The organism is Roseateles sp., assembly GCF_052436255.1.
In the GTDB taxonomy this organism is placed as follows: Bacteria; Pseudomonadota; Gammaproteobacteria; order Burkholderiales; family Burkholderiaceae_C; genus Pelomonas.
The window spans coordinates 88,266-105,643 of sequence record NZ_JBQVNP010000003.1 but is presented as its reverse complement, the minus strand read 5'-3'; the positions used below and the strand labels follow the sequence as shown (position 1 = coordinate 105,643).

Annotated in this window: 13 protein-coding genes; 4 read left to right on the top strand and 9 right to left on the bottom strand. The window is 67.8% G+C overall.

The window, feature by feature from the left end:
• The coding region (locus tag ACT6S0_RS01615; RefSeq protein ID WP_444762167.1) for an LLM class flavin-dependent oxidoreductase at window positions 1-765 on the top strand (765 nt) is incomplete at its 5' end.
• 624 nt (window positions 766-1,389) lie between these two features.
• The gene (locus ACT6S0_RS01610) at window positions 1,390-2,685 is read left to right on the top strand and encodes an NAD(P)/FAD-dependent oxidoreductase (RefSeq protein WP_444762166.1); all 1,296 of its coding nucleotides are present in this window, start codon (window positions 1,390-1,392) and stop codon (window positions 2,683-2,685) included.
• Here ACT6S0_RS01610 and ACT6S0_RS01605 read toward each other — a convergent pair whose 3' ends face one another.
• From ACT6S0_RS01605 to cyoA, 7 genes are read right to left on the bottom strand one after another with little or no spacing between them, the layout of a single operon-like run.
• On the bottom strand, window positions 2,686-3,249 hold the full coding sequence (locus tag ACT6S0_RS01605; RefSeq protein WP_444762165.1) for a response regulator transcription factor: 564 nt from the start codon (window positions 3,247-3,249) through the stop codon (window positions 2,686-2,688).
• Window positions 3,233-4,585: an ATP-binding protein gene (locus tag ACT6S0_RS01600; protein WP_444762164.1), complete on the bottom strand. Its 1,353-nt coding sequence runs from the start codon at window positions 4,583-4,585 to the stop codon at window positions 3,233-3,235. The genes ACT6S0_RS01605 and ACT6S0_RS01600 overlap by 17 nt, the downstream gene beginning before the upstream one ends.
• Entirely contained in the window at window positions 4,582-5,280 is a 699-nt protein-coding gene (locus tag ACT6S0_RS01595) for an SURF1 family protein (protein WP_444762163.1), read from the bottom strand. The genes ACT6S0_RS01600 and ACT6S0_RS01595 overlap by 4 nt, the downstream gene beginning before the upstream one ends.
• Window positions 5,280-5,669: a cytochrome o ubiquinol oxidase subunit IV gene (cyoD, locus tag ACT6S0_RS01590; RefSeq protein ID WP_444762162.1), complete on the bottom strand. Its 390-nt coding sequence runs from the start codon at window positions 5,667-5,669 to the stop codon at window positions 5,280-5,282. Before cyoD ends, ACT6S0_RS01595 begins: the two co-directional genes overlap by 1 nt.
• The gene (gene cyoC / locus ACT6S0_RS01585) at window positions 5,669-6,292 is read right to left on the bottom strand and encodes a cytochrome o ubiquinol oxidase subunit III (RefSeq protein WP_444762161.1); all 624 of its coding nucleotides are present in this window, start codon (window positions 6,290-6,292) and stop codon (window positions 5,669-5,671) included. Before cyoC ends, cyoD begins: the two co-directional genes overlap by 1 nt.
• Window positions 6,293-6,300: 8 nt before the next feature.
• Window positions 6,301-8,313, bottom strand: coding sequence for a cytochrome o ubiquinol oxidase subunit I (cyoB, locus tag ACT6S0_RS01580; RefSeq protein WP_444762160.1), 2,013 nt, complete (start codon window positions 8,311-8,313; stop codon window positions 6,301-6,303).
• A gap of 10 nt (window positions 8,314-8,323) precedes the next feature.
• Window positions 8,324-9,400, bottom strand: a complete 1,077-nt coding sequence (cyoA, locus tag ACT6S0_RS01575) for a ubiquinol oxidase subunit II (protein WP_444762159.1) — start codon at window positions 9,398-9,400, stop codon at window positions 8,324-8,326.
• A gap of 112 nt (window positions 9,401-9,512) precedes the next feature.
• Between cyoA and ACT6S0_RS01570 the strand changes: the two genes are divergently transcribed.
• Both ACT6S0_RS01570 and ACT6S0_RS01565 read left to right on the top strand, forming a co-directional pair.
• On the top strand, window positions 9,513-10,844 hold the full coding sequence (locus ACT6S0_RS01570; RefSeq protein ID WP_444762168.1) for an MFS transporter: 1,332 nt from the start codon (window positions 9,513-9,515) through the stop codon (window positions 10,842-10,844).
• 62 nt (window positions 10,845-10,906) lie between these two features.
• The gene (locus tag ACT6S0_RS01565; RefSeq protein WP_444762158.1) at window positions 10,907-11,584 is read left to right on the top strand and encodes a glutathione S-transferase family protein; all 678 of its coding nucleotides are present in this window, start codon (window positions 10,907-10,909) and stop codon (window positions 11,582-11,584) included.
• A 22-nt stretch (window positions 11,585-11,606) separates the two neighbouring features.
• On the opposite strand, the gene ACT6S0_RS01560 is transcribed toward ACT6S0_RS01565, so the two are convergent.
• Window positions 11,607-13,151 (bottom strand): methyl-accepting chemotaxis protein, encoded by a 1,545-nt coding sequence (locus tag ACT6S0_RS01560; RefSeq protein ID WP_444762157.1) that lies wholly within the window; start codon window positions 13,149-13,151, stop codon window positions 11,607-11,609.
• A gap of 154 nt (window positions 13,152-13,305) precedes the next feature.
• On the bottom strand, window positions 13,306-17,259 hold the full coding sequence (gene purL / locus ACT6S0_RS01555) for a phosphoribosylformylglycinamidine synthase (protein WP_444762156.1): 3,954 nt from the start codon (window positions 17,257-17,259) through the stop codon (window positions 13,306-13,308).
• Window positions 17,260-17,378: the final 119 nt, after the last annotated feature.

The following is a 17,378-nucleotide window of genomic DNA, read 5'->3' as shown; positions in this document are numbered from 1 at the left end:
GGGGCGGGCGGCATCATGCTGCCCAACCATGCGCCGCTGACGATCGCGGAGCAGTTCGGCACGCTGGCTGAACTCTTCCCCGGCCGCATCGACCTGGGGCTTGGCCGCGCACCCGGTACGGACCGACCGACGATGCGCGCGCTGCGGCGCAGCCTGGAAAGCAGCGGTGAAGACAGCTTCCCCAACGACGTGCTCGAGCTGCAAGGCTATCTCGCGCCGGAGGCCGACAACGCGGTCGTGCGCGCCGTGCCGGGCCAGGGCACCGAAGTGCCGATCTGGCTGCTGGGCTCCAGCCTCTACAGCGCCCAGCTCTCGGCCTATCTCGGCCTACCGTTCGCGTTCGCGTCGCACTTCGCACCCGAGATGCTGATGCAAGCGCTGCAGATCTACCGCTCCACCTACAAGCCCAGCGCCCGCCACCCCAAGCCGCATGCGATGGTGGGCCTGAATATCATCGTCGCGCCCACCGACGAGGAGGCACAGTTCCTCTTCACGTCTTCCCAGCAGCGTTTTCTCGGCATGGTGCGCGGCCGGCGCGGCAAGCTGCCGCCGCCGGTGGCGAGCATGACCGGGTTGTGGTCGCCCGCCGAGGCGACGCAGGTGGAGCGCATGCTGCGCGAGTCCATCGTCGGCTCGCCGCAGACCGTGCGAGCGGGCCTGGCCGAGACGCGTGAGCGCACGCAGGCGGACGAGTTCATCGTCGCCTGCGCGGTGCATGACCATGCGCTGAGGCGGCGGTCGTACGAGTTGCTGGCGGGGCTTTGAGCCGACAGGCACTTTCGCAGTCGAGTTGGGGACTTGGCCGCGCCTCTCCCAGCCGTTGGGTTTGACGCCGGCTGCGAGACGGCAGGCCTCCCCTGAACATCACGCACACCGCCAAGAGCGTTAGCAAAAACGAAACCGCTACGGTCAGCTGATGCCCCACCAGGTGCTTGTAAGGGGTGAAATGCCAGTACTGCAACAGGATCCAGAGAGCGGCGCTGGCGATGCCAAACGGTATTACAGCTCTTGAATTACCAACTGGCGAAATCCAAACGGCAGGTATGGAGATGACTGCTGCTGCCAGCACAGCAAATGGAACGTCCTTGGCAAAGGACACCCACAGCGGCCATATGCAGGCGTAATCGCCGCCGGGGCCAAAGCGGCCACTTTTACCTGCTGGACAGCAGGTATAGCTGATGTAGCGGCTGAACGAGTACCAAAGATATCCGGCCAGCACCCAAGAGCAGAGATAGACAAGCACAGCAAGAACCCATCTTGTGCTCTTGAATAACCAGCCATAGCGAACAGACACCAATTGCCTCCTCGCTGCCCAACTGCGCAGCCCCGACGCAAAGGTCCGTGCTTAAGCCGCTCCCACTATATTGGGCCGCCGGCCCAATTAAGCGCATGCAAACGGACACCTACTACGCCGCCACGGCGCCCCGCCTGACATTTGCACCCCTCACCGGCTCGATCTGCGACGTGGAGGTGGCCGTGCTGGGCGGTGGCTTCGCCGGCCTAGCCACGGCACGCGGGCTGCAGGAGCGCGGCATCACCAGCGTGGCGGTGCTGGAGACGCAGACCATCGGCCATGGCGCATCCGGCCGCAACGGCGGCTTCGTGTTCGGCGGCTACAGCCGCGATGCGGCGGACCTGGTGCGCGACCTGGGGCTGCCGCAGGCGCGCGAGGTCTACGCCTGCAGTCGCGACGCCGTGGCACTGATCCGCTCGCGCATCGAGCGGCATGCCATCGACTGCGAGCGGACGAAGGGCGGCGCCCTGCTTCTGAACTGGTTCCGGCACAGCGCCCGCGCCGAACGCCAGCTGCGCGACCAGGCCCGCTGGCTGCGCGAGAACTTCGGCGTGGTCTGGGACGAGATCCAACCCGCGCAGGTGCGGCAGTGGCTGGACACTGACCGTTATGGCGGCGCCCTGCTGGAGCGCGATGCCTTCCATTTCCATCCGCTCAAGTACGCGCTGGGGCTCGCGCGCGTCTTCGAGCAGGCGGGTGGCCAGGTGCACGAGCACAGCCCGGTGACGGCCATCGATCGGTCCGCCGCCGGCGGGTTCCTGCTGCGCACCGCCCAAGGCGCCTCGATCCGCGCGGCCCAGGTGGTCGTGGCGGGTGGCGCCTATCTGCAGACGCTGCTGCCGGCCCTGACCGGGGCGCGCCTGCCCATCGCCACCTATGTCATCGCCACCGAACCCTTGCCGGCAGAACTGCGTCCGATACACACGACGGCCGCGCTCTACGACAACCGTTTTGCCTTCGACTACTACCGGGCACTGGTCGACCAGCGGCTGCTCTGGGGCGGCCGCATCTCAATCCGGCAGCGCGAGCCGGCCCGCATCGCCGAGCTGTTGAAGGCGGACATGCTCAAGGTTTTTCCCCAGCTCGCGGCCGTCCGCATCGAGCATGCCTGGGGTGGCCTGATGAGCTACGCACGGCACAAGATGCCGCAGATCGGCCAGCTGTTTCCTGGGCTCTGGTTCGCGCAGGCTTTCGGCGGCCACGGCGTGGCGCCCACGACCGCCGCCGGCGAATGGCTGGCCGAGGCCATCAGCGGCCGCGCGGACCTGCCGGCTGCGTTGCAGCGTTATGGGCTGACGCCGGTGTTCGGCCGGGCGGGGCTGCTGGCGGCGCAGGCCAGCTACAGCTGGGCTGAACTGCGCGATGTGCTCAGGGAGCGGCTGCCCGGTTGATCACTTGATGCGCTGCTTTTCCAGCTTGCGCGCCAGCGTGCGGCGGTGCATGCCCAGGCGGCGTGCGGTCTCGCTGATGTTGAAGTCGGTCTCGGCCAGCACCTCGTGGATGCGCTCCCACTCCAGCGTCTTGATGGAGGCGGTATGGCGCTCCGTCACCTCGACCTCGGCGTCACCCTGCCTGCGCGCGAAGGCGGCCTCGATGTCATCGGTGTTGGCCGGCTTGGCCAAGTAGTGGCAGGCGCCGAGCTTGATGGCCTCCACGGCCGTGGCGATGCTGGCGTAGCCGGTCAGCACGACGATGAGCACCTCGGGGTCCCATCCGTGCAGGTATTGCACGCAGCTCAGGCCCGAAGCACCGCCGGCGAGCTTGAGGTCGACGACGGCGTGACCAAGTTCCTCGTCCTCGGGCAGCGCGTCCAGCAGTGCCTTCATGTCGTCCAGCGCCGTGGCGCGCACGACCCGCCAGCCACGGCGCTCGAAGGAGCGGGTCAGCGTGCGTGCAAAGCTGTCGTCGTCCTCGACGATCAACAGAAATCGGTTCGCTTCAGCGGCGGGCGGCATCGGGCGGGGATTGTCGCGGCTGCAATGAAGCCAGCGGCAGTGTCAGGGTGACGGCCGCGCCGCCCTCGGCCCGGTTGCGCGCCTCCAGGTGGCCGCCCAGCGCGCGCGCGACATTGACCGACAGGAACAGCCCCATGCCGCGGCCCGGCTGGCCCTTGCTGCTTTGATACGGGTTGCCAAAACGCTCCAGCATCTCGGCGCTGAAGCCGGGGCCGTCGTCCAGCACGCCCAGGGACAAGGTGTCGGCGTCGGGGCAGGCGGCGACGAGGGTCAGCCGCGCGCCCGGGGCGGCCTCGGCGGCGTTGTCGAGCAGGTTCGCAACGACCTGCTGCAAGGCGGTGTCCGAGATGATCTCGACCGGGGGCAGGCTGTCGCGCCGCAAAGCCAGCTCGGCCTGCGGGTGCGACGCGCGCCAGTCGGCGGCCAGGCGGTCGACGAAGGCCTGCAGGCTGGTGACCTGCGGCGCCTCGCCGCGCATCTCGCCGGCGGACATCAGGATGCCGGTCACGATGGCCTTGCAGCGCTGGATCTGGCGCTGCATCTCCTCGATCTCCTCGCGCAGCTCCGGCTCGGCGGCGAAGGGCGCCATGTGGGCCCAGTCGCCGAGGATGACGCTGAGCGTGGCCAGCGGCGTGCCAAGCTCGTGCGCCGCCCCGCTGGCCAGCAGGCCCATGCGCACGATGTGCACCTGCTCGGCGGCGCGCTGGCGCAGGGCGGCCAGCTCGGCGTCGCGCTGGCGCAGGTTGCGGTTGATGCGCACGATGAAGACGCTGAGCAGGCTGATATTGAGCAGGAAGCACAGCAACAGGCCGCCGAGATAGTGGGGCGACAGCGTCGTCGGCGTTGACGGGTCCAGCAGCAGCGGGCGGTGCCACTGCGTCAACAGCACGAAGCCGCTCAGCGCGCTCAGCACGATGACCAGCAGATAGCTCGGCCGCAGCAACACCGAGGCGACGGCGACCTGCAGCAGATAGAGGTAAATGAAGGGGTTGTCGCTGCCGCCGGCGAGATACAGCTGGCCGGTCAGCACGCCGACGTCGACCAGCAGGGCGATGCACAGCTCGACCTGCGACACCGGTTGCGCGAGCCGGTTGCGCCACTGGCTGAACAGGTTGAAGACGACGAGCACACCGAGCAGGCTGAGCATCTCGGCCAGCGGCAGCGCGATGCCCAGGCCGGCATGCACGACGAGCACGGTGGCGAGTTGCCCGGCCACGGCAAGCCAACGCAGCTCGATGAGCTGGCGCAGGTTGGCGCGGCCGGCGCGGCGCTCGGGGGCGACGGCGCCGGCTTCGACACCGTACTCGGCGATGAGCGGCTGGTGGATGGTTTTCAAGGCGCGTGGGCCCGGCGCTCCTCGCGCATCAGATAGCCGGCCGCTGCGGCGGCCATGGCCGCGAGCGCCAGCCAGGTGGCGGCGTAGACGGCGTGATTGTTGGCGAAACGGATGACCGTCAGGCCCGGCCGCGGATACCGCTGCGGCTGGGCGGCGTCGGCGGACTCGTCGACAAAGTACGGGGCTGCGCGGTCGGCCACACCCAGCTGGGACGCGATGCCGGCCACGTCGCGCGAATACCAGCGCCCTTCCGCAGGCACGTTCTTGCGCAGCGGCCCCCCGCCGGGCTCGGTCAGGCGCAGCAGGCCGGTCAGCTCCACCGTGCCGTCAGGCGCGGCATGCTGCTCGGGCGCACGCCGGTCGGGAGGCACGAAGCCGCGGTTGACGAGGATGGCCCGGCCGTCAGCCAGCCGCAGCGGGGCGAGCACCCAATAGCCGCCGCCCAGCTCGGTGTTGGCCTGCACCAGCGTCTCGCGCGGCTCGAACCGGCCGCGCACCCGCACACGGCGGTATTCGTCGGCCTGGGAGGCCACCAACGGCGGCGCCACAGGTTCAGCATTCAACCGCTGCTCGACGCGGGCAATCAGGTTCTGCTTCCAGCCCAGGCGCTGCCACTGCCACGCCGCCAGCGCGAGCAAGCCGATGCTGGACAGCGCCGTGGCAACGATCAGCGCGATGCGGGCAGCGCGGCTCATCACATGTTGCGCATCGCCGCGGGGTCGGGCATCGGCATCATGTTGGTGTTCATGTGATGCATGACCCAGACCGAGCCCGCCAGCATGATGACGACCAGCGCCGCCGTGAACAGCAGCGCCAGCATGGACCAGCCCTGCTCCACCTTGGCGTTCATGTGCAGGAAATAGACCATGTGCACGACCATCTGCACGGCCGCGAAGCCGAGGATGACGAAGCCAGTCACCTGCGGGCTGGGCAGCACCTTGGCCATGACGAGCCAGAAGGGAATGGCGGTCAGGATGACGGACAGGATGAAGCCGGTCGCGTAGCCCTTGTAGCTGACGTGGAAGTCGGCTTCGCCGTCGAGGTGGTCATCGCCGTGATGACCATGGTCGTGGTTGGCCGCCATCACAGCACTCCCATCAGGTAGACGAAGGTGAAGACGCCAATCCAGACGACGTCCAGGAAGTGCCAGAACATCGACAGGCACATCAGGCGGCGGCGGTTGGCGGCCGTGAGGCCGAGCTTGTTGACCTGCACCATCAACGTGACCAGCCAGATGCAGCCGAAGGTGACGTGCAGGCCGTGGGTGCCGACCAGCGTGAAGAAGCTGGACAGGAAGGCGCTGCGCTGCGGGCCGGCGCCCTGGGCGATGAGGTGGTGGAACTCGTACAGCTCGATGGCCAGGAAGCCCAGGCCGAGCACGCCCGTGACGGCCAGCCAGGCCAGCACCTGGCTCTTCTTGCGCGCCTGCATCGCGATCATCGCGAAGCCGTAGGTGATGGACGAGAACAGCAGCAGGGCCGTGTTGATGGCCACCAGTTGCAGGTCGAACAGGTCAGCGCCCGACGGGCCAGCCGCGTAGGAGCGGCCCAGCACGGCGTAGACGGCGAACAGCACCGCGAAGATGAGGCAGTCGCTCATCAGGTAGAGCCAGAAGCCCAGCATGGTGCTGTTGGGCGGATGGTGGGCGCCGCCGTGGTCGTAGTAGACCGGCGCGCCGTTCACGTGGGTGGCAACAGTGGCAGTCATGGTCTTGCTCAGGCGGCCGGCTGGGCCGCGGCCAGTGCACGGGTGCGGGCGTCCTCGGTGAGGGTCACGGCGTCGGCCTTGATGTGGTAGTCGCGGTCGTAGTTGAAGGTGTGGACGATGGCGGCGATGACGGTGGCCGCGAAGGTCAGGCCGGCGATCCACCACATATGCCAGATCAGCGCGAAGCCCAGCGCCGTGGCCAGCATGGAGATGACGAAGCCGGCGCCGGTGTTGCGGGGCATGTGGATGTCGACGAAGCCCCTGACCGGGCGCTCGGCGCCGCGTTGCTTCATGTCGTGCCAGGCGTCCATTTCGTGGGCGATGGGCGTGAAGGCGAAGTTGTAGTCCGGCGGTGGCGAGGACGTGGACCACTCCAGCGTGCGGCCGCCCCAGATGTCGCCGGTGGTGTCGCGCAGCTGGTGGCGGCGCAGGATGCTGACACCGATCTGCACCAGGAAGGCCGCAATACCGACCGCGATGATGCCCGCGCCCACGGCCGCAATGACGAACCAGATCTGCAGCGAAGGGTCGTCGAAGTGGCTGACGCGGCGCGTGACACCCATCAGGCCGAGCACATACAGCGGCGTGAAGGCGACCCAGAAGCCGATGAACCAGCACCAGAAGGAGACCTTGCCCCAGAAGGCGTCCAGCCGGAAGCCGAAGGCCTTGGGGAACCAGTAGTTGATGCCCGCGAAGATGCCGAATACGACGCCACCGATGATGACGTTGTGGAAGTGGGCGATCAGGAACAGGCTGTTGTGCAGCACGAAGTCGGCCGCCGGCACGGCCAGCAGCACGCCTGTCATGCCGCCCACCGTGAAGGTGACCATGAAGCCCACCGTCCACAGCATCGGCACCTCGAACTGGATGCGGCCGCGGTACATCGTGAACAGCCAGTTGAAGATCTTGGCGCCCGTCGGGATCGAGATGATCATCGTCGTGATGCCGAAGAAGCTGTTGACGCTGGCGCCCGAGCCCATCGTGAAGAAGTGGTGCAGCCAGACGAGGTAGGACAGGATGGTGATGACGACCGTGGCATAGACCATGGACGCATAACCGAACAGCTTCTTGCGGCTGAAGGTGGACACCACTTCCGAGAAGATACCGAAGATGGGCAGGATCAGGATGTAGACCTCCGGGTGGCCCCAGATCCAGATCAGGTTCACGTAGAGCATGGCGTTGCCGCCGAGGTCGTTGGTGAAGAAGTTGGTGCCGAGGTAGCGGTCGGCCGTCAGCAGGGTCAGCGTGGCGGCCAGCACCGGGAAGCTGGCGACGATGAGCACGTTGGTGCACAGCGAGGTCCACGTGAAGATGGGCATCTTCATCATGGTCATGCCGGGCGCGCGCATCTTGATGATGGTGGCGATCAGGTTGATGCCCGACAGCGTGGTGCCGATGCCGGCGATCTGCAGTGACCACAGGTAGTAGTCCACCCCGGGGTCAGGGCTGGCCAGGATGCCCGACAGCGGCGGGAAGGCCAGCCAGCCGGTCTTGGCGAACTCGCCGACGAACAGCGAGATCATGACCAGGATGGCGCCGCCGGCCGTCATCCAGAAGCTGAAGTTGTTGAGGAAGGGGAAGGCCACGTCGCGCGCGCCGATCTGCAGCGGCACGACATAGTTCATGAGGCCCGTCACGAAGGGCATCGCGACGAAGAAGATCATGATGACGCCATGCGCCGTGAAGATCTGGTCGTAGTGATGCGGCGGCAGGAAGCCGGCGTTGTCGCCGAAGGCCATGGCCTGGTGCAGGCGCATCATGATGGCGTCGGCAAAGCCGCGCAGCAGCATGACGATGCCCAGCAGCATGTACATGATGCCGATCTTCTTGTGGTCGATGCTGGTGATCCAGTCGTTCCACAGGTGGCCCCAGAGGCGGAACTTGCTGATCAGCGCGAAGACGAACAGGCCGCCAAGCACGACGGCGATGAAGGTCGCGATGAGGATGGGCTCGTGGATCGGCAGGGCATGCAGGCCCAGCCGGCCCAGGACCGGGTGGAGCTCTTCTGGGTAGACGGTCATCGGGCTTCTCTCAGTTCTTCGGTGCAACGCCGTTGACGGCGGCGATCTCGATGGGCAGGCCCTGCGGATTGGTGGGCGTGCACAGGGCCGCGACGACGATGCGCTCACGCTTGCCGCCGTCGGCGTCCTGCCACGGGCTCTTCATCGTGCTGGCCAGGCCGCCCTTGCCGGCGCCGCCAGCCGCGTCGATGGCCATCATCTGGCTGACGCACATCTTGTTGCCATCGACGCAGCGGTCGACGATGGCGCCCCAGAGCCCCGGCTCCACCTCGGCGAAGCGGCGCACCGGCTCCCTGGCCGACGGCAGCTCCAGCTGCAGGTAGTCGGCGCGCGTCAGCGTGGCGCCACCGGCCTTGCTGGTCTCGACCCAGCGCGCGAAATCTTCATTCGACAGGCCGTGGAACTTGAAGCGCATGTCCGAGAAGCCCGCGCCGCTGTAGTGCGCCGACAGGCCGTCATAGACGCCGGCCTTGTTGATGACGGCATGCAGCTGCGTCTCCATGCCGGGCATCGTGTAGATCATGCCGGCCAGCGCTGGCACGTAGAAGGTGTTCATCACGCTCGTCGACGTGAGGCGGAAGTGAATGGGGCGGTCCACCGGCGCGGCCATCTCGTTGACGGTGGCGATACCCTGCTCGGGATAGATGAAGAGCCACTTCCAGTCCATCGAGACGGCGTAGACCTGCAGCGGCCTGACGCCCGGGATCAGCGGCTTGTCCGCGGCGATGCGGTCCAGCGGGCGGAAGGGGTCAAGCTTGTGGGTGCTGATCCAGGTGATGGCGCCGAGCGCGATGATGATCAGCAGCGGTGCGCCCCAGATGACAAGTTCCAGGCGCGTGGAATGGTCCCAGTCCGGCGCATAGGTCGCCTCGGCGTTGGACTGCCGGTAGCGCCAGGCAAACAGCAGCGTCAAGGCAATCACCGGCACGATGATCAGCAGCATCAGCAGCGTCGACGTGACAATGAGCTGGGCCTGCTGCTGCGCGATGTCGCCGTGCGGCTTCATCACGATCCAATCGCAGCCGGACAAAGCGAAGCTGGCTGACAAGACCAGGGCGCTGTTGCGGAGAGACTTGTTGGGGTACATCCTGAGTGGCGCGCAAGGGTTAACTATCTTGCAGGCGCCGACAGAATGTAAGTTGATTGAGCCAAATCAACGATTGGACATTTTGTCCCAGGCACAGACGGAGACGGCCGACATGGCAAGCGCAAGCAGTACCTTCCAGACCCCTCAATCGGGACCGCTGACCACCCGCAGCGACGAGGACCTGGCCCCCGGCGACATCGCCGTCGGCGTCATCATCGGCCGGGCCTCCGAGTATTTCGACTTCTTCGTCTTCGGCATCGCCGCGGTGCTGGTCTTTCCGCAGGTCTTCTTCCCCTTCACCGACCCGCTGACCGGCACGCTCTACGCTTTCATGGTGTTCGCGCTGGCATTCGTCGTCCGGCCGATCGGCACCCTGGTCGGCATGGAGATCCAGCGCCGCTTCGGCCGCTCCGCCAAGCTGACCACCGCCCTCTTCCTGCTCGGCTGCTCGACCGTCGCGATGGGCCTGCTGCCCGGCTTTGCCGAGGCCGGCAGCACGGCCATCGTGCTGCTGGCGCTGTGCCGCGTCGGCCAGGGCCTGGCGCTGGGCGGCTCCTGGGACGGCCTGCCTTCGCTGCTGGCGTTGAACGCCCCGCCGGACCGCCGCGGCTGGTACGCCATGCTGGGCCAGCTCGGCGCGCCGCTGGGCTTCTTCGTCGCGTCCGGCGTGTTCCTGTATGTCTACGGCAGCCTCGACAGCAAGGACTTCCTGTCCTGGGGCTGGCGCTTCCCCTTCTTCACGGCGTTCGCGATCAACGTGGTGGCGCTGTTCGCCCGGCTGCGCCTGGTGGTCACGCACGAATACGAGAAGCGCATGGAAGAGCAGGAGCTCGACCCGGCCCCCCTGCGCGAGCTGTTGTCGGCGCAAGGCCAGCACATCGTCATCGGCGCCTTCGCGGCCTTGGCCAGCTATGCCCTCTTCCACCTGGTGACCGTGTTCCCGCTCTCCTGGGTGGTGTTGTTCGGCACCGAGAACGTCGAAGACTTCATGAAGATGGAGCTGCTGGGCGCCGCCTTTGCCGCCGTGGCCATGCTGGTTTCGGGCCTGATCGCCGACCGCATCGGCCGGCGCAACTTCCTGGGATCACTGGCCGTGGCCATTGGCGTGTTCGCGCTGTTTGCGCCCTGGATGCTGGACGGTGGCAAGCCGGGCCAGGCCGCCTTCATCCTGATCGGCTTCGTGCTGCTGGGCCTGTCCTATGGTCAATCGGCGGGCTCGGTCACCTCCAACTTCCTGCCCCGCTTCCGCTACACCGGCGCGGCCCTGACGGCCGACATGGCCTGGCTGTTCGGGGCGGCGTTTGCACCGGTCATTGCGCTGTACCTGTCCGCCCGCTTCGGCCTGGCCTCGGTCAGCGTCTACCTGCTGTCCGGCGTGGTCTGCACGCTGGTGGCGTTGCGGGTGAACAAGCGGCTGCGCACGGCGGCGGTGGTGCAGGACTGACGAGCCAGCCTGACCTGACACGGCGGGCTTCGGCCCGCTCTCTTTTTTCGTCCGGAGGCTCGATGTCCCTGACCCTGCACTACCACCCGCTGTCGTCCTACTGCTGGAAGCTGCTGATCGCGCTGGCGGAGAACGGTACGCCGTTCGAAACCAGGCTCGTCAACCTCGGCGACCCGGCCGAGCGCGCGGCATATGCGGCGCTGTGGCCGACCGCCAAGATCCCGCTGCTGGTGGACGGCGAGCAGGTCGTGCCCGAAACCTCCATCCAGATCGAATACCTGGACCGCCGCCACCCGGGCCGCGTGCGGCTGCTGCCCGACGACTTCGACGCGCAACTGCAGGTGCGCCTGTGGGACCGTCTGTTCGACAGCCATGTGATGGACCCGATGCAGCGCTACGTCGCCCAGTTGCTGCGCCCCGAGGCCGGGCGGGATGCGCGGGCGATGTCGGCCGCCGTCGATGCGCTGGGCATGGCCTACGACATGATCGAAGGCCGCATGGGCGAGCACGCCTGGGCGGCGGGCCAGCACTTCAGCATGGCCGATTGCGCAGCCGCGCCGGCACTGTTCTACGCCGCCACCGTCCGCCCGTTCACGACCGAGCACGCGCGCCTGAGCGCCTATTTCGGGCGCCTGCTGACCCGGCCCTCGGTCTGGCAGGCCATCGTGCAGGCGCAGCCCTGGTTCGCCTACTACCCGTTGCGCCAGGCCCTGCCCGCGCGCTTTCTCGCCGACACCTGACGCGCGGGCCGCGCCTGCGGGCTCACATGCGGAAGACGCCCACCGCCTCCACCAGCCGGCTGGCCTGGTGCTTGAGGCTCTCGGCAGCGGCCGCGCTTTCTTCCACCAGCGCGGCGTTCTGCTGGGTGACCTGGTCGAGCTGACCGACCGCCTCGCTGACCTGGCCGATGCCGGTGGTCTGCTCGACCGTGGCATTGCTGATCTCGCTGATCAGGTCGGCCACACGGCGCACCTGGTCGACGATGTCGCCCATCGATGCCCCCGCGTCGCTGACGAGCTGGCCGCCCGCCTCGACGCGCTCGACGCTTTCGCCGATGAGCGTCTTGATCTCCCGGGCCGCTTCGGCACTGCGCTGAGCCAGCAGGCGCACCTCGCCCGCCACCACCGCAAAGCCGCGGCCCTGCTCGCCAGCACGGGCGGCCTCCACGGCGGCATTCAGCGCCAGGATGTTGGTCTGGAAGGCGATGCCGTCGATGACGCCGATGATGTCGCTGATGCGGCGGCTGGATTTGCTGATCTCGTCCATGGTGTGAACCACACGGCCGACCACCTCGCCGCCACGGGTGGCCGCCTCGCGCGCTGCGCCGGCCAGGCTGTTGGCCTCGCGGGCAGTGTCGGCAGTCAGCCGCACCGTGCTGGCCAGTTCCTCCATCGAGGCGGCCGTCTGCTGCAGGTTGCTGGCCTGCTCCTCGGTGCGCTGGCTCAGGTCGGCATTGCCGGTGGCGATCTGGCTGGACCCCGTGGCGATGGAGTCGCTGCTGGCGCGCACGGTACTGACCACCGTCACCAGGCTCTGGTTCATGTCGCGCAGGGCCGCCAGCAACTGACCGGGTTCATCGGTGCTATCGACCTCGATGCGTGAGCCGAGATCGCCGGTGGCCACGGTGCGGGCCACGTCGACGGCGCGCTGGATGGGCCGGGTGATGGAGCGCGTGACCCACAGGCCCAACAGGCCAGCGGCCACCACCGCCAAGGCGCTGCCCAGCACCATCACCCAGAAGTTCATCGACCGCACCGCGGCCGCCTCGGTGGCGCGGCTCACCAGCAGGTCGCGCTCGGTCTTGTCGAATTCGGCGTGCAGGGCTCGGAATCCGTCCATCGCCGCCTTGTCGCGGCCTTCCGAGAACGCCGTGAGCAGGTCCTCCGGCGTCTTGCTGCCGGCGCTGACCTGCTGGCGCAGCGCGATCAGTTCGTTGGACACCCGCTTGAACTCCTGCTGCTGACTCTGCATGTCCTCGAGCCGGCGCTGCTGAGCCGGATTGTCGGCAGTCATGCGCCTGGCCTCGGCCCAGGACTTGTCGAACGCAGTCAGGCCGACCTGGTAGGGCGCCAGGAAGCTGTCAGAGCCGGATAACAGGAAGCCGCGCGCGCCGGTCTGAATGTTGAGCATGGCCTGCAACAAGTCGTTGCCGGACCCGATCACCTCGTAGGTGTGCACATTCAGGGCCTCGGCTTGCTGCAGCTTGCTGCCGCTGCGCAGGCCCATGGCTACGACGACGAGGAAGACGGCGATCACCGCAGCAAACGCCAAAGCCAGGCGGCGACCAATGAGGAGGTTGGCGAACATCGAGCACTCCGTTGAACTGTGTCCGGCCGCGTCGCGCCGACATGGCGCTCAGCCGCTGGACGGAACGGCGCTCAATGTAGCCTCAACGGCCGAATTTCATGCGCTTGTCCTGGACAAAAGCAGGACACCGCCAAAAAGTGCACGTCTGCTGGGTTCAGCCCAGCGCCTTCCTCGCGTTCTGGAACATTCGCAGCCACGGGCTGTGCAATGCGCGGTCACCCGACGTCCAGCTCATCTGCACGTTGCGGAACACGCGCTCCGGGTGGGGCATCAGCGCGGTGAAACGGCCATCCGGCGTCGTCACCGACGTCAACCCGCCGGGGCTGCCGTTCGGATTGAACGGATAGGCCTCGGTCGCCTGCCCGTGATGGTCGACGAAGCGCATCGCCGGGATGACGCGGGCCGCGTCGCCCTGCCGAGAGAAGTTCGCAAAACCCTCGCCATGCGCGACCGCGATGGGCAGACGGCTGCCGGCCATGCCATGGAAGAAGACGCTGGGGGACGCCAGCACCTCCACCAGCGACAGGCGTGCCTCGAACTGCTCGCTCTGGTTGCGCGTGAAGCGCGGCCAGGCGCCGGCGCCGGGAATGATGGGCGCGAGCGCGGCAAGCATCTGGCAGCCGTTGCAGACGCCCAGGGCCAGCGTGTCCTGGCGGGCGAAGAAGGCGCGGAACTGTTCGGCCAGCACCGGGCTGAACATGATGGAGCGCGCCCAGCCTTCGCCGGCGCCCAGCGTGTCGCCGTAGCTGAAGCCGCCGCAGGCCACAAACGCCGCGAAGCCGTCCAACTTGACGGCGCCGGACTGCAGGTCACTCATGTGCACGTCGAAGCTGTCGAAGCCGCCGAGCGCCATCGCGTAAGCCATCTCGACATGGGAATTGACGCCCTGCTCGCGCAGGATGGCGACCTTGGGCCTGGCGCCGGTGCTGATCAAGGGCGCCTCGGGGGTGAAGCTCAGGTGGACGTGCAGGCCGGGGTCGTCCGCCTTGCCCGCTGCCGCGTGCTCGGCATCGGCGCAGGCCGGGTTGTCGCGCAGCTGGGCGATGCGCCAGCTCACCTCGTCCCAGGTCTGCTGCAGCGCCGTCAGGTCGGCGTTGAAGACCTTTTTCGCATCACGCCAGACTTCCATCTGCCGCGCCGCGTTCGGCTTGGCGACCACGTGCGAATGCCGTGACAGGCCATGGGCGCGCAGCACCTGCATGACAGCGTCGCGGTCGGCCGCGCGCACCTGGATCAGCGCGCCCAGTTCCTCATTGAACAGCGCGCGCAGCGTCAGCTCCTCCCGGCGGGCGCTGACCTGGGCGGCCCAGTTCTTGGAGTCGCCCATGTCCGCGCGGCTGTCGCTGATGCCGTCGCCCTCGGTGACCAGCATGTCCACGTTCAGGCTCAAGCCCTGCTGGCCGGCAAAGGCCATCTCGCAGGCCGCCGCCCACAGGCCGCCGTCGCTGCGGTCGTGATAGGCCAGCAGCTTGCCGGCGGCACGCAGCTCGTTGATGGCACTGACCAGCGAGACCAGCTGTTGCGGCTCATCCAGGTCGGGGACGTCGCGGCCGAACTGGTTCAACGTCTGCGCCAGGATGGAGCCCGCCATGCGGTGCTTGCCTTGTCCCAGGTCAATGAGGATGAGCGCCGAGTCCTCGCGCTGCAGCTGCGGGGTCAAGGTGCCGCGCACGTCGGCCACGCTGGCGAAGGCCGTGACGATCAGCGACACCGGCGCGGTCACCTGCTTGTCGTCCCACTTGGTGCGCATCGACAAGGAATCCTTGCCGACCGGGATCGAGATACCCAGCGCCGGGCACAGCTCCATGCCGACGGCCTTGACCGTGTCGAACAGCGCGGCGTCCTCACCCGCTTCGCCACAGGCAGCCATCCAGTTGGCGCTGAGCTTGACGCGCGGCAGTTCGATGGGCGCGGCCAGCAGGTTGGTGATGGCCTCAGCCACCGCCATGCGCCCCGAGGCCGGTGCATTCACCGACGCCAGCGGCGTTCGCTCGCCCATGCTCATCGCCTCGCCGGCAAAGCCGTCGAAGTCGGCCAGCGTGACGGCGCAATCCGCCACCGGCACCTGCCAGGGACCGACCATCTGGTCGCGGTGATTGAGGCCGCCGACGGTGCGGTCGCCGATAGTGACCAAAAAGCGTTTGCTCGCCACGGTCGGATGGCGCAGCACGTCGAGGGCGGCCTGCTCCAGCTTCACGCCGCTCAGGTCCAGCGCGCCGCCGTCGCGGGCCACGCGCGTCACGTCGCGCTGCATCTTGGGCGGCTTGCCGAGCAACACATCCATGGGCATGTCGATGGCGTGGTCCTCACCGTCCACCAGCTTCAAATCACGGGCTTCGGTGACCACGCCGACGACGGCGAATGGGCAGCGCTCGCGCTCGCACATGGCCGCAAAGCGGGGCAGGCTGTCCGGCGCGATGGCCAGCACATAGCGCTCCTGGCTCTCGTTGCACCAGATCTCCTTGGGTGCCAGGCCCGACTCCTCCAATGGCACCTTGCGCAGGTCGAAGCGCGCGCCGCGGCCGGCGTCGTTCACCAGTTCGGGGAAGGCGTTCGAGATGCCACCCGCGCCGACGTCGTGGATGGCGAGCACCGGGTTCTCGGCGCCGAGGCCCCAGCAGTGGTTGATGACCTCCTGCGCACGCCGCTCGATCTCGGGGTTGCCGCGCTGCACGGAGTCGAAGTCCAGGTCGGCCGTGTTGGTGCCCGCCGCCATCGAGCTGGCCGCGCTGCCGCCCATGCCGATGCGCATGCCCGGGCCGCCGAGCTGGATCAGCAGCGAGCCAGCGGGGAACTCGATCTTCCTGGTCAGGTCCGAGCGGATCTGGCCCAGGCCGCCGGCAATCATGATGGGCTTGTGATAGCCGCGGCGCACGCCGTCCACCGTCTGCTCATAGACGCGGAAATAGCCCGCCAGATTGGGCCGGCCGAACTCGTTGTTGAAGGCGGCGCCACCGAGCGGGCCCTCGATCATGATCTGCAGCGCCGACGCGATGTGGGCGGGCTTGCCGACCGGGTCCCGTTCCCAGGATTCGGCCAAGCCGGGCAGATGCAGGTTGGACACCGAGAAGCCCGTCAGGCCGGCCTTGGGCTTGGAGCCGCGGCCCGTGGCACCCTCGTCGCGGATCTCGCCACCCGCGCCGGTGGAGGCGCCCGGAAACGGCGAGATGGCGGTCGGGTGGTTGTGCGTCTCCACCTTCATCAACACCTCGGCCTGCTCGGCGCGGGCCGTGTAGGCCGAGCCCGGCGCGTCGGCGGCCATCCAGCGCTGGATGGCATGGCCTTGCATGACGGCGGCGTTGTCCGAATAGGCGATGACCGTGTGCTGCGGGTTGAGCTTCTCGGTGTTGCGGATCATGCCGAACAGGGAGAGCGGCTGCGCCTGGCCGTCGACGATGAAGCTGGCGTTGAAGATCTTGTGCCGGCAGTGCTCGCTGTTGGCCTGGGCGAACATCATCAGCTCGACGTCGCTGGGGTTGCGGCCGAGCTTGCGGAAATTGGTGTCGAGATAGTCGATCTCGTCGCTTGAGAGCGCCAGGCCGAACTCGACGTTGGCTTTCTCCAGCGCCGCACGCCCCTGGCCCAGCACGTCGACATGCGCCAGCGGCTCGGCAGTGCGCTCGTCGAACAGATGGGTGGTGTCCTCGCGCCTGAAGCAGACCGACTCGGTCATGCGGTCGTGCATCAGCGCGGCGCAGGCGTTCAGTTCGTCGGGGCTGAGCGGCCTGGCAGCACCGAGCAGCCCGCTCTTGGTGGCAACGCGGTATTCGATGACGCGCTCGACGCGCTTGAGCGCCAGGCCGCAGTTGCGGGCGATGTCGGTCGCCTTGGACGCCCAGGGGCTGACGGTGCCCAGGCGCGGCGTCACGACGACGAGGTCGCCCTCGCTCGTGGCCAGGGCCGGTTCGCCATAGGTCAGCAGCGCGGCGAAGCGTTCGCGGGCCTGCGCATCCAGGGGCGAGTCCGTCCACACCCAATGCACCGCGCATGCGCTGATGCCGGTAATGCGGGCACTGACCGCTTGCAGCCGGCCCAGCAGGGCCTGGGCGCGGAAGTCGGACAGGGCGTTGCCGCCCTCGAAATGGGTCAGATGCGGGGTCAGGGCCATGGGATCCGGGGGAGGCTGGGCGCGGCGCGGGGCACGCGGTTCTCGGGAGGCGCCGTCCCCGGAGCAAGGGACGGCGTGCGGACGCCCGGGATTCTACTGAGCCCTCCGCAACGAGGAGC